Origin of the sequence: Hydrogenophaga intermedia, assembly GCF_000723405.1 — a bacterium.
Classification (GTDB): Bacteria; Pseudomonadota; Gammaproteobacteria; order Burkholderiales; family Burkholderiaceae_C; genus Hydrogenophaga; species Hydrogenophaga intermedia.
Genome location: NZ_CCAE010000029.1, coordinates 1 through 11869, shown reverse-complemented (window position 1 = coordinate 11869; position 11869 = coordinate 1). Strand labels below are relative to the sequence as shown.

Below are 11869 nucleotides of genomic sequence, written 5' to 3'. Positions count from 1 at the left end.
GACAAACGGTAACAGTCGAACCGGGCGATTTTTCCCGCAAAAAGGCCCCACGGAGGCTCAGGTCGGCACGCCCCGGTTGGCCAGGGCGTCGGCGCGGTCGTTGCCCTTGTGGCCCGAATGGCCCTTCACCCAGTGCCATTCGATGTGGTGCGGCCCGCCGTGCACCAGCGCGTCGAGCTGCTGCCAGAGTTCGGCGTTCTTCACCGGCTGTTTGGTCGCGGTGATCCAGCCCTTCTTTTTCCAGCCGTGGATCCATTCGGTGATGCCCTTGCGCACGTACTCGCTGTCCAGGTGCAGCGACACATGACAGGGCCGCTTCAGGGCGGACAGAGCCTGGATCACCGCCATGAGTTCCATGCGGTTGTTGGTGGTATCGCGCTCGCCGCCCCACAGCTCCTTCTCATGGTCGCCGGATTTCAGGTAAACGCCCCAGCCCCCGGGGCCGGGGTTGCCCTTGCAGGCGCCATCGGTGTAGATGACCACGTGGTCCAAGAAAACTCCTTCAGGAAAGAATCGATCAGCGGCGATTGGCCAGCGGCACCGGCGCGGTGGCCGGCACGCGGCGCGGCTTCCAGGCCGGACCCAGCAGGCGCACGCCGCGCACGCGCTTGATGGCGGTGGTGACATACACCGCGCCGAAGATGGGCCACCAGCGCTCGCCGGCGCGGTCCATCCAGCGCAGGCGGTGCAGCCATTTGTCGGTGCGCACCGCGGGCCGGTAGCAGCCATAGGCCTCGCCCTCGATCTCGAAGCTCAGCAGGCGCAGCCAGTCGCGCAGGCGGCCGGGGCCGATGAAGTCGCCCGCCTCGGGCAGGTACAGCCGAGAGCTCAGGCCCAGGCGCCGCATGGCTCGCGCGCGGCCCTGACGCACGCCCCACCAGCTGGCGGGGTTGAGGCCGGTGACCACCACCCGCCCCTCGGGCACCAGCACGCGCTCCACCTCGCGCAGCACCTGGTGCGGGTCGGCGCTGAGTTCCAGCGTGTGCGGCAGCACCACGAGGTCGAGGCTGGCCTCGGGAAACGGCAGCGCCGCAGCGTCGGTGACCAGGGCCACGCGCGCGGCTTCGGGCAGCGGCGCGTCGCCCTCGGGCATGGCCAGCCAGCGGTGCGGCATGCGGTTGGCGCGCAGGGCGTCGAGCTCGGGCACGCCGAGCTGCAAGGCGTTGAAACCGAACACATCGGCCACCGCCAGGTCGAACCGTTCCTGCTCCCAATCCAGCAGGTACCTGCCGGGCGGGGTCGCGAACCACTCGGTCAACCCTATAATTTTTTCGGTCATCTGCGCTGGGGCGTGTTCACAGTTCCCGCACTCTACACGTCCCACCCCACCGGCCACGCCGTCCCCCATGCAGCTCCTGCCCGTCCCCGCCTTCACCGACAACTACATCTGGTTGCTGCACGACGGCCAACGCGCCCTGGTGGTGGACCCGGGCGAAGCCCCCGGTGTGCAGCGCGCACTGCAAGACCTGGGCCTCACGCTCGACACCATTCTCATCACCCACCACCACGCCGACCACACCGGCGGCGTGGCCGAACTGCGCGAAGCCACCGGCGCCCAGGTCATCGGCCCGGCCTTCGAGCCCATGCCCGAGCCGCTGAGCCGCGTGGGGGGCGGCGAGCAGGTCACGGTGCTGGACGTGCGCTTCGACGTGATCGACGTGCCGGGCCACACCAGCGGGCACATCGCGTACTACACGCCCGAGCTCGACGGCCTGCCGCTGCTCTTTTGCGGCGACACCCTCTTCTCCGGGGGCTGCGGCCGCCTCTTCGAGGGCACCCCCGCGCAGATGCACGACTCGCTGTCGCACCTGGCCGCGCTGCCCGGCAACACCCGCGTGTGCTGCACGCACGAGTACACCCTGTCCAACCTGAAGTTCGCGCAGGCGGTGGAGCCCGGCAACGCCGAGTTGGCGGCCTACGTGCGGCACTGCCAGCAGCAGCGCGCCAACAACCTGCCCACACTGCCCAGCAGCATCGCACTGGAACTGCGCATCAACCCATTTCTGCGCACCGCGGAACCCGCGGTGGTGGCGGCGGCTCAGCAACAGGCGCCCGGCCTCGCGGCCGACCCCGTGGCCGTGTTCGCCACCCTGCGCGAATGGAAGAACGTTTTTCGATGAATTCCTGCATTGACCCGGCGCTGGCGCGCCTGCGTGACGGGGCCCGGCGCCTGGCGCTGGCCCTGGCCTTTCCCGTGGTGCTGGCCGGCTGCGCCAGCACCGTCGCTGTCGACCCGCCCGTCACCCCGGGTACCGTCACCACGCCCTCGGCGGTGCCCTCCACCAACCAGGCCGTCACCGGGCGCGGCGGGCCCCCGGTGCGCCTGTCCAGCGACGTGCCACTGAGCGACCTCGCCGTCGCACCGATGGACGCGCTGACGGTGACCACCCTGGCCGCGCCCGCCGACCTGTGGGAGCGCATCCGCCGTGGCCTGGCCATGAACAACCTGGACGACGAACTCGTGCGCCAGCACGAGCAGTGGTACCTCTCGCGCCCCGACTACATCCAGCGCATGACCGAGCGCTCCAGCCGCTACCTTTTCCACATCGTGGAGGAGATCGAGGTGCGCGGCATGCCCATGGAGCTGGCGCTGCTGCCCTTCATCGAAAGCGCCTTCAATCCGCAGGCGGTGTCCAGCGCGCGCGCCGCCGGCATGTGGCAGTTCATGCCGGCCACCGGCGCGTCCTTCGACCTGAAGCAGAACGCCTTCCGCGACGACCGGCGCGACGTGCTGGCCTCCACGCGCGCCGCGCTGGACTATCTCGAGCAGCTCCACGGCCGCTTCGGTGACTGGCACCTGGCGCTGGCGGCGTACAACTGGGGCCAGGGCAACGTCAACCGCGCCATCACGCGCAACCAGCGCGCGGGCCTGCCCACGGGCTACGCTGACCTGACCATGCCTGCCGAGACGCGCCACTACGTGCCCAAGCTCCAGGCGGTGAAGAACATCGTGGCCAACCCGGCGCGCTACGCCGCGACGCTGCCCGACATCGGCAACCACCCCTTCTTCGACCTCGTGACCGTTGAACGCGACATGGACGTGGCCCTGATCGCGCGGCTGGCCGAAGTCGAGGAGAACGACTTCCGCGCGCTCAATCCCTCGCTGAAGCAACCACTGGTGATGGCCGCCGGCACGCCCAACGTGCTGCTGCCCTGGGACAACGCGGTCATCTTCCAGCGCAACCTGAAGCTGCACAACGGCCCGCTGGCGAGCTGGACGGCCTGGGTGGTGCCCACCACCATGACCGTGGCGCAAGCGGCCAAACAGGTGGGCGTGAGCGAGGCCGAGCTGCGCAAGGCCAACGCGATTCCGCCGCGCATGCAGTTGCGCGCGGGCTCCAGCCTTATCGTGCCGCGCAACGGCAAACTCGACCGCGACGTGCCCGCCCACGTGGCCGACAACGGCATGCTCAGCCTGCAACCCGAGGTGACGACGCGCCGTGTGGTGGTGAAGGCGCGCAAGGGCGAGACCGTGTCCCGCCTGGCGAGCCGCTACGGCCTGAGCGCGGCCAGCGTGGCCGACTGGAATCGCTTGTCGGCGGGCAGCACGCTCAAGACCGGGCAGCGCGTGACGCTGCACCTGCCGCAGCGCGCCAAGGCCACCACGAGCGCGCGCTCCACCAAAGCGGTGAAGCCGCGCGCCACGTCGAGCAAGTCGGCGTCGTCGAAGAAGCCGACGATCAAGAAGTCGTCGACGGCCAAGGCGCCGTCGAAGAAGACCGCGCGCAAGTAAGCCCCACGGCGGCCACCACGTCATGCGGCTTCGGATTCAAGCCCGAAACCGCGCCTTGGCCTTCAGCGCGAAGGCGTTGGTGAAATGTCGCGCGAGCTCGGCCGGCGGCAGTGTTGCGCCCTCCCCCACGCGGTTCACCGCCTCTGGCCCACCACGCGGCATCAGGCCATCGGCCGTCCAGGCGTCGCGCGAGCGCTCCACCGTGGCCAGGTAGATCGCTCGGTCGCCCTGGAAATGGCTTTCGGGCACGGTCTTGATCAGGTCCGAGGGCCCCGCCGTCTGCAGCCACTTGAGCGCGTGCACCACGGCGTCGGTGAGCGCCTGGGTGACGCGCGGGAACTGCTCGACGAACTCGGCCGGCGCGCTCAGGCAGCCCACGGGCACGGGGCCACCGAACACCTCGGTGGTGCCGCTCAGGCTGCGCGTGTCCACCGCCACGCGCAGCTCACCCTGTTGCTCCAGCAGGGTCATCATGGGATCGGCGTGGCACAGCGCGTCGAGCTGCCCACCGCGAAACGCCAGCAGCGCCGCGCCCGCGCTGGTCTGCGGCAGGATCTGGACTTCTTCCTCCTTCACCTGCTCGCGCTGCAGGAAGGCCATCAGCACGCGCTGCGCGAGGGGGTCCTTGGCGCGCAGGCCCACGCGGCGCCCGCGCAGATCACCCGCGCCGCGAAAGCCCGGCACCGTCTTGTGCGACACGCCCAGCACCACCTGGGGCGCCCGGCCCTGCACCACGAAGCTCTGCCAGTTCATCGCGCGCACGGCCGGTGCGAGCAACTGCGCGAACGGCACGCACATGGCGTGCGCCGCCTTGGCCTGCACCGCCGCCATGGCCTGCCCCAGGTCGGCGAACTCGCGCAACTCCACGTCGAGCCCTTCCTCGCGAAAGAAATTGCGCTGCTCGGCCACGGTGAGCGGCAGGTTGCTCAAACCTATGCGCGGCTCCACCGCGATCACGATGCGCGTGCCCACCAGCTTGGGCGGCAAGGTGGCCGGGCGCGGCACGGTAACGCCCTGCGCCGTGGCGCTCTGCTGTCCGGCAGCGAACATCAGCCCCGCCGCGGCGGCGCCCCACTGGCGGCGGTTCAGGAGACCCATGGGTCGAGATTAGGGCGATGTGGCGCGTCCGCCATCCGGTGGAGTCCCGAGCGGGTTTACACCGACCCGCGAAACCTGAGCCCGCGGGAACTTCGGTGCCGACGTCAGCGCCGATCGACCAGCGCGTGTGCGATGGTGCCGAGGTCCACGTACTCGAGCTCGCTGCCCACTGGCACGCCGCGCGCCAGGCGCGTGACCTGCAGGCCGCGGTCCTTCAGCGCCTGGAAGATCACGTGCGCAGTGGTCTCGCCCTCGGCGGTGAAGTTGGTGGCGAGGATGACCTCGCGCACGGGCACCTCGGCCTCGGGGTCGTCCACGCGGTCGAACAGCTTGTCCAGCCCGATCTCGCGCGGCCCCACACCGTCGAGCGGGCTCAGCTTGCCCATGAGCACGAAGTACAGGCCTTTGTAAGCACCTGTACGTTCCATCGCGGCCTGGTCGGCCGGGGTTTCCACCACGCAGAGCTGGCTGCGGTCGCGCCGCGGGTCGCGGCAGGTGGAGCAGACCTCGTCCTCGGTGAAGGTGTGGCACAGCGCGCAGTGGCGCACGCCGCTCACCGCCGCCTGCAGCGCGCCGGCCAGCAACTGCGCGCCCTCGCGGTCGTGCTGCAGCAGGTGAAAGGCCATGCGCTGGGCCGACTTGACCCCCACGCCGGGCAGGCGCCGCAGCGCCTGAACCAGGTTCTCCAGGGAATGGTTGTCGGCCACCGCTCGGGATGCCTCAGAACGGGAACTTCATGCCCGGGGGCAGGCCCGGCATGCCGGCGGTGAGCTTGCCCATCTTCTCGTTCGAGGTTTCCTCGGCCTTGCGCACGGCGGCGTTGAAGGCGGCGGCCACCAGGTCTTCGAGCATGTCCTTGTCGTCGGCGAGCAGGCTGGGGTCGATGGTGACGCGCTTGACGTCGTGCTTGCAGGTCATGACGACCTTGACCAGGCCCGCGCCGGACTCGCCGGTGACCTCGATGTGTGCGAGTTCGTCCTGCGCCTTCTTGAGGTTGTCCTGCATGGCCTGGGCCTGCTTCATGAGGCCGGCGAGTTGTCCTTTGTTGAACATGGCAATCCTTGGTATTGATCGGGGACCACCGCGGAACCGGCTTCGCCGGGCCGCTGGCGGCGCCCTCTGGAGGGGGCGCGCGAAGCGCGGCGGGGGTGATTCAGGTTATCGCTTTGAGCGAGCCGGGCACGATTGTGCCGCCGAAGTCGCGCATCATGGCCTGCACAAAGGGATCGCCGAGGATCTGCTGCTCGGCCTCGCGCTGGCGGCGCTCGGCCTCGGCGGCGGCTCGGCGCGCGGGCGAATCGGTGACCGCGCCATTTTCCAGCACGAGCTCGACCGCGTGGCCCGCCGTGTGCAGCGCGGCCGTGAGGCGGTCGCGGTTGCTGCCCTGCGCAAGCGTCTCGCGTTCGATGCGAAGCAGCCAGCGCGATCCATCGCGCGACACCAGTTGCGACTGCAGCGCGAGTTCGCGCGTCAATGCGGCGATGGCGCCACTGTCCACCATCTGTTGCACCACGCCGGCCCAGAAATCGCCTTCGGGCGTGGGCTGCAGCGGGGCGCTGGGTGGGCGGGGCTGGTCGAGCCGGCCCGGCGCGCCAGGGTCGCGCACGGGGATGCGCACCACCGGCGCGGCGGGCGCCGGTGCAGCGGCGGGCCGGGACATGGCGGGCGCGGGTTCCGGGTCCCAGGGCGGCAGGTCGTCGTCGGGCTCTGGCCAGGGGGCGTCGTCGATCGGTGGGCCGTCGAAGGGCTCGGGCTCACTGGGCTGGCGGGCCTGGGCGGGAGCGGCTGCGGCAGCGGTGGCCAGCGGTGTTGGCGACGGGCTTGGGGCCGGCCGCTGGGACGCTGCCGCGGGTGCGGGCGGGGCCACCAAGGGCGCTGGTGCGGCCGCCCTGGGGGCGGGCGCAGCGTTGGGCGAGGCGACCGGGGCGCGCACGGGAGCTTGCGCGGGCGCAATCGCCGCGACCGGTGCCGGTGCCGTCGCGGGCCGCGCCTCAGCGGGCTTCAGAGTTTTTTTTTCCGCCGCGCCCGAGGGCTTGAACGCCAGCAACCGCAGCAACACCATGGTCAGCGCCGCGTACTCGTCGGGCGCCAGGCCCAGTTCGGTGCGGCCGTGCAGGCACAGGCTGTAGAGCAGGTGCGTCTCGTCGGGCGGCAGGGCCGCGGCCAGGCGCGCGATCTCGGGCGTGTCGGGGTCGTCGTCGGTGGCGGCCGCGTCGGGCACGCTCTGCAGCACGGCCATGCGCTGCAGCAGGCCCGTCATTTCCTCCAGCGTTGAGGCGGCGCTCAGGCCGTTCACGCGCAGCGCGTTCACCGTCTCCACCACACTCGCGCCGTCGGCGCGCGCCAGCGCGTCGATCAGGCGCAGCACGTGGCTGCGGTCCACCGCGCCCAGCATCTGGCGCACGGGCGCTTCCATCAACTGGCCGCCGCCGAAGGCGATGGCCTGGTCGGTGAGCGACAGCGCGTCGCGCATGGAGCCGCGCGCGGCGCGCGACAGCAGGCGCAGGGCCTGCGGCTCGGCCGTCACGCCCTCGGCCTGCAGCACCTGCTGCAGGTGCTCCGCCACCGTCTCGGGGGCCATGGGGCGCAGGTTGAACTGCAGGCAGCGCGACAGCACCGTCACCGGCACCTTCTGCGGGTCGGTGGTGGCGAGCACGAACTTGAGGTACTCGGGCGGTTCCTCCAGCGTCTTCAACATCGCGTTGAACGCGGTGTTGGTGAGCATGTGGACCTCGTCGATCATGAACACCTTGAAGCGGCCCTGCACCGGCTTATAGACCGCCTGCTCGAGCAGCGACTGGACCTCGTCCACGCCGCGGTTGGAGGCGGCGTCGAGCTCGGTGTAGTCCACGAAGCGGCCGGCGTCGATGTCGGTGCAAGCCTGGCACACGCCGCAGGGCTCGGCGGTGATGCCGCCCTGCCCGTCGGGCCCGGTGCAGTTGAGCGATTTGGCCAGGATGCGGGAGACCGTGGTCTTGCCCACGCCGCGCGTGCCGGTGAACAGGTAGGCGTGGTGAAGGCGCTGGCTGGTGAGCGCGTTCGCGAGGGCCTGCACCACGTGGCCCTGGCCGACCATCTCGCGGAAATTGCGCGGGCGGTACTTGCGGGCGAGGACGACGTAGGACATCGCCTGATTCTATGCGTCGGGGTACCCGCGCCCCGGCGGCGGACATGCCCCGTCGCCTACAATCGCGGGTGACGGGCCTTCCCGCATGGTGAAGCGGCCAACCGGGTCAGGTGGGGAACCAAGCAGCCCTAACTGTGGAGCCAGTGCCGGGGTCAAGGCTCGTCACCTTATTCTGAAAAATCCCAATCGGATCAACGAACTGAAGCCCGACAAGGGCTTACGTCGCCGTCGCTGTATCACTTGGCTGTGTCACTTCCCCAACATTCAGGCTCGGGAAATGACGGCATGGCACAGGTCGAAGGACTGAACGCTCGCGGCACTCGTTGGTACGTTCGCATCGTCATCCCTGACGATCTTCGAGGGGCTTACGGCAAGGCCCGCGTGAACCTCGCATTGGGCACCAGCGACCGCAAAGAGGCGGTCCTTCGGGGCACCCTGACGCGGGCCGAGTGGCTCGCCGATTTCGAAGCCAAGAGAGCCTCCCTCAAGCCAACGCGGATCGACGCCATCACACCGGACCTTGCGGCCCACCTCGCGGCCATGGTGCGGGTCCATGTGCTGGGCAACGACGACCGCGTGAGGTCGGACGTGAAGCTCCTTGCGGAGATGGTCCACATCCGGCATGAGCTGCGACTCCGTGCGGCCAACCCGTTGCGCATCCCTCAATGGGAACCGACTGAGGTCCGTGAAGATGACCTCTCAGGGCTCACGCCTGAGGAAGCCCATGAATTGGCGGACCTCAATGCCTACCTGGACGGCCAAGCCGCCATCGCCCTCGCTGGTCAGAACCTCAAGGCCGTGATGCCCCTCGTTGAGGCTCAGGCGGCCCGCCTGGGCTTCGCATTCGACGCGAAGACCCCAGGGGTGCGGGAGGCGCTGATCGCGTGCCTGAGGGCGTTCAGAACGGCCCACCGCGAGCTGACCCTGCGGGACGCTGGCGAGGTCGTAGAGACACCCGTGGTGCCCCCACGGCCCTCCTCTGCGGCAACCACGTCCGCCGACAAGCCCAAGACCCTGCGCGATGTCTTCGACCGCTGGAAGCAATCGGGCGCACGGCCGCGCTCGGAAGACTCGGTGCAGGCCATGGACCGCGCATTGCGCCAGTTCGAGGGCCAACATCCTGGGGAGACCCTGGCTAGCATCAAGCGGGAGCTGGGTCTCGACTATCGCGCGTGGCTCATGGAGAACTGCCGCACCCCGAAGACTGCACGCGACCGCCTCACGGGTCTGAAGACACTCCTGAAGTTCGCCTTCCAGGAACTGGAGTGGACAGAGCGCCATGCGTGGGTCGGCCTGGACATTGAGGCCAAGACCACGAACAAGCGCCGGGCCATCCGGGACGACGAGATGGCGGCCCTGTTCGGGTCCCCGCTACACACCCGCTATGAGCTTCCCAAGGCCGCCAACGCGGGCCGGGACGCCGCGTACTGGGTGCCCCTCATCGGCGCCTTCACGGGCGCCCGCTTGGGGGAAGTCTGCCAGCTCCGAACGGCCGACGTGCAGACCGTAGACGGCATCCCGGCGCTGGTCATCACCGACGAGGGCGACGGTCAGACCGTGAAGACCGATGCGGGGCATAGGACCATCCCGATTCACAGCGAGTTGCTCCGCTTGGGTTTCCTCGGATACGTGGAGGCGACGCAGAAGGCAGGGCACGATTCACTTTGGCCGGCCCTACCTCTGAGGAAGGTCCGGGCCAGCGACTACTTCGGGCGGTGGTTCAAGGAGTTCCGTGAGGGGATCGGCATGGTGGAAGCGGGCCAGCCGTCGTTTCATTACTTCCGCCACAGCGTGCGCCCGCTCATGCGCAGAGCTGGCGTCGATGCCCGTATCCGCGACTTGATTCTGGGGCATGAGACCAAGGGCAGCGTGGGCGATGTGGTCTATGACGGGGTTCTCCTGGAGGAGCTGAAGCCGGGCGTAGAGGCGATCCGCTATCCGGCCCTAGCGTTGCCCGTGGTGTCGCCCCACGCGAACCGCTAGAGATAGTGTCACGCGCTCCGGCTAGCCTTCGACCGCTACGGCCCGCGTGGGTCCTCCACATCTCATGGGAGGTGAATTTATGGCGGAAAGGCGGCAAGTCATGGTTGCCATGACGATGCTCATCATCGGCCTACCGGTTTTGATCGCAGGCATCCTCCTCCCCCTCCCCCCTGGGGGCTGGCTAGTTGGGCTGGCCCTTGCGTTGGGTCTCATTGCCGAAACCATCTTCATCTGGGCATCTCGACGGCGCCCCAAACAGTTGCTCGCCTACGTCTTTGTGCCTGTGGTGATGTATCTCTGTGGTTGGGCAAGTATTAGCCTTCTGAACTGGATCACCTATTTGGAGGATGGCGACATCGGCCCCGGAGGCGGATGGTCAATCGGGATGGCAGGCATGTTTTGGGCGGCCCTGGCAGGCTTCGCTTGGACTCTCTGGGCCTCCGTGATTCATTTGCGATCAACATCTCGCCGATCGCGGTGATCTGCTCCCCATAGTCCGGGAGCGCTGGCCCAGCTTGATGCGGTCGCTCTGCGAGAGCTTTCCTAGACCCACTTGATCCAGCCACTCGTTCATGAGGGCCTTCTCGTCCTCGGGCGGGGTCTCCTCCTCCAACCCCTTGGCCGCCTTCTGGAGCCCCGCAATGGTCTCGTTCGCCATCACCAGGGCACGGGCCATGAACTCGGCAGGGGACTCAACGGCCAGCTTGGCGACTGCGGGGGCCATGTAGCCGCCGTTCTTGCGGATCGAAGGGAGCACCTCGGAGGTGACCCACTTCTTGTAGGAGCGGGCGGCGGGCAGCTTGCTCCCGAGGACCAGGGCGTAGAGCCCGGACTCATTGACCAGCGAGACGCGGGGGTTGCCACGAATAGGCTCCCGATTTGGGAGCGTATTCAGGTTGAACGGGCGGCGGTCGTCATCGTCCACATGCATGTCCAACACGCCGGAGACCGCCTTGCTGTAACCCAGGGCCTTGCACACATCGGCCGCAAGGAACCACGGTCCCCCCTCCTTCTCGATCACGCGGAGGTCGAGGCCGGGGGCGAACTGAAACGCTTTCATCACTTCTCCATGAGGTAGTCGGGAACATTCCCGGAAGGCCCTCGGGGGCACCAAGGGCTATCCGTGAAGGTCTCGACTGCGCGAGGATCAGAACCGGCGTTCGACCATCAGGTGGACGGCCGCCGACCCCTTCGCGTGGAGCTTGGGGACGTAGGCGAGTCGCGGCGTGACGAAAATGGGCTGTCATGGAGGCCGATCACATTCGAGTCCTTCCAAGTCACCACCGCCCCTCCAGGTTCAACATGCCCGCACCTAGACCCGCTACCTTCAAGTCGTACATGCCGTTTGTTGGTGGGGCCCTCCTAGTGCTCGGGGTCGTCGCTGTGGCATTGCTTCCTGGGCACATGGAAAGGCGTGCTCGCAGCTCGGCAGAGGCGTTCTGTACCGGTCAATGGAAACAACGGGATGTCCGCGAAGTGATCGACGCTGCACGAGCGAAGGGTGCTCACGAGGAACAGGCGGCCCCTGCGAACCCCGAAGTCAGGCGACTACGCTTTCAGGGGCTCTTGTCGAACTTCTACGACTGCGTGCTGATTCTTCGTGACAGTCGAGTGGTCGATGTCCGCTACGACCCAACCGTCTGGTGATGGCTATCCACGAAGTGGATCGCTTCTTGTCTCCACAGGTCTCCCGGTCTCAATCAAGGCCCAAGCGAAAGACGCCCCCGAAGGGGCGCCCTGTTCACTTCCCTGCCGGGTACTCGCGCATGAGTTCCGCCAGCGGCAACTTGTGATTGCCTTCGCTGCGGATGCTCTCATACGCTTCGCGTGACAGGATGGCATTGTCAAAGCGTGAGCGTCCAGTCAACCCATCTTGACCGGCCGCAAGCGGCTCATTTGGACTGCTACTTTGCACCGATGTAGGCCAC

12 protein-coding genes and 1 other RNA gene are annotated in these 11869 nt (G+C 68.2%); 5 read left to right on the top strand and 8 right to left on the bottom strand.

What is annotated here, in order from left to right; translation table 11 throughout:
* Positions 1–57: 57 nt before the first annotated feature.
* Together rnhA and BN948_RS16000 are read right to left on the bottom strand one after the other, a co-directional pair.
* The gene (gene rnhA / locus BN948_RS16005) at positions 58–492 is read right to left on the bottom strand and encodes a ribonuclease HI (RefSeq protein ID WP_009520498.1); all 435 of its coding nucleotides are present in this window, start codon (positions 490–492) and stop codon (positions 58–60) included.
* Positions 493–517: 25 nt separating this feature from the next.
* A complete protein-coding gene (locus tag BN948_RS16000; RefSeq protein WP_009520497.1) occupies positions 518–1279 on the bottom strand; it encodes a class I SAM-dependent methyltransferase in 762 nt (253 codons plus the stop codon).
* Between the two features lie 67 nt (positions 1280–1346).
* Between BN948_RS16000 and gloB the strand changes: the two genes are divergently transcribed.
* Positions 1347–2120, top strand: a complete 774-nt coding sequence (gene gloB, locus BN948_RS15995) for a hydroxyacylglutathione hydrolase (protein ID WP_009520496.1) — start codon at positions 1347–1349, stop codon at positions 2118–2120.
* Positions 2117–3733, top strand: a complete 1617-nt coding sequence (locus BN948_RS15990; protein ID WP_051756158.1) for a transglycosylase SLT domain-containing protein — start codon at positions 2117–2119, stop codon at positions 3731–3733. The genes gloB and BN948_RS15990 overlap by 4 nt, the downstream gene beginning before the upstream one ends.
* A gap of 36 nt (positions 3734–3769) precedes the next feature.
* Here the strand turns inward: BN948_RS15990 and BN948_RS15985 are convergent, their stop codons facing one another.
* The 4 genes from BN948_RS15985 to dnaX all read right to left on the bottom strand — a co-directional run bounded on the left by BN948_RS15985 (position 3770) and on the right by dnaX (position 7958).
* The gene (locus BN948_RS15985; protein ID WP_009520494.1) at positions 3770–4831 is read right to left on the bottom strand and encodes an ABC transporter substrate-binding protein; all 1062 of its coding nucleotides are present in this window, start codon (positions 4829–4831) and stop codon (positions 3770–3772) included.
* Between the two features lie 104 nt (positions 4832–4935).
* On the bottom strand, positions 4936–5538 hold the full coding sequence (gene recR / locus BN948_RS15980) for a recombination mediator RecR (protein WP_009520493.1): 603 nt from the start codon (positions 5536–5538) through the stop codon (positions 4936–4938).
* Between the two features lie 13 nt (positions 5539–5551).
* Entirely contained in the window at positions 5552–5884 is a 333-nt protein-coding gene (locus BN948_RS15975) for a YbaB/EbfC family nucleoid-associated protein (protein ID WP_009520492.1), read from the bottom strand.
* 100 nt (positions 5885–5984) lie between these two features.
* Positions 5985–7958, bottom strand: coding sequence for a DNA polymerase III subunit gamma/tau (gene dnaX, locus BN948_RS15970; RefSeq protein WP_035622545.1), 1974 nt, complete (start codon positions 7956–7958; stop codon positions 5985–5987).
* Positions 7959–8028: 70 nt separating this feature from the next.
* Here dnaX and ffs point away from each other — a divergent pair.
* The 3 genes from ffs (at position 8029) to BN948_RS15960 (ending at position 10422) form a co-directional block, all read left to right on the top strand.
* Positions 8029–8125: signal recognition particle sRNA small type (gene ffs, locus BN948_RS26230), an RNA gene on the top strand.
* A 118-nt stretch (positions 8126–8243) separates the two neighbouring features.
* On the top strand, positions 8244–9941 hold the full coding sequence (locus BN948_RS15965) for a site-specific integrase (protein ID WP_009516372.1): 1698 nt from the start codon (positions 8244–8246) through the stop codon (positions 9939–9941).
* Between the two features lie 100 nt (positions 9942–10041).
* Positions 10042–10422, top strand: coding sequence for a hypothetical protein (locus BN948_RS15960; RefSeq protein WP_035622542.1), 381 nt, complete (start codon positions 10042–10044; stop codon positions 10420–10422).
* Here BN948_RS15960 and BN948_RS15955 read toward each other — a convergent pair.
* Positions 10399–11001: a BRO-N domain-containing protein gene (locus tag BN948_RS15955; RefSeq protein WP_009516373.1), complete on the bottom strand. Its 603-nt coding sequence runs from the start codon at positions 10999–11001 to the stop codon at positions 10399–10401. The genes BN948_RS15960 and BN948_RS15955 overlap by 24 nt on opposite strands.
* A gap of 681 nt (positions 11002–11682) precedes the next feature.
* Positions 11683–11869 (bottom strand): hypothetical protein (locus BN948_RS27310; RefSeq protein ID WP_238327241.1); only part of this gene is annotated, 187 nt, incomplete at its 5' end.

Excerpts from the sequence above, each read along its gene's own strand:
- BN948_RS15990 (WP_051756158.1), top strand. The coding sequence starts at position 2,117 with ATGAATTCCTGCATTGACCCGGCGCTGGCGCGCCTGCGTGACGGGGCC.
- BN948_RS15960 (WP_035622542.1), top strand. The coding sequence starts at position 10,042 with ATGGTTGCCATGACGATGCTCATCATCGGCCTACCGGTTTTGATCGCA.
- BN948_RS15955 (WP_009516373.1), bottom strand. The coding sequence starts at position 11,001 with ATGAAAGCGTTTCAGTTCGCCCCCGGCCTCGACCTCCGCGTGATCGAG.
- gloB (WP_009520496.1), top strand. The coding sequence starts at position 1,347 with ATGCAGCTCCTGCCCGTCCCCGCCTTCACCGACAACTACATCTGGTTG.
- BN948_RS16000 (WP_009520497.1), bottom strand. The coding sequence starts at position 1,279 with ATGACCGAAAAAATTATAGGGTTGACCGAGTGGTTCGCGACCCCGCCC.
- BN948_RS15965 (WP_009516372.1), top strand. The coding sequence starts at position 8,244 with ATGGCACAGGTCGAAGGACTGAACGCTCGCGGCACTCGTTGGTACGTT.
- dnaX (WP_035622545.1), bottom strand. The coding sequence starts at position 7,958 with ATGTCCTACGTCGTCCTCGCCCGCAAGTACCGCCCGCGCAATTTCCGC.
- BN948_RS15985 (WP_009520494.1), bottom strand. The coding sequence starts at position 4,831 with ATGGGTCTCCTGAACCGCCGCCAGTGGGGCGCCGCCGCGGCGGGGCTG.
- BN948_RS15975 (WP_009520492.1), bottom strand. The coding sequence starts at position 5,884 with ATGTTCAACAAAGGACAACTCGCCGGCCTCATGAAGCAGGCCCAGGCC.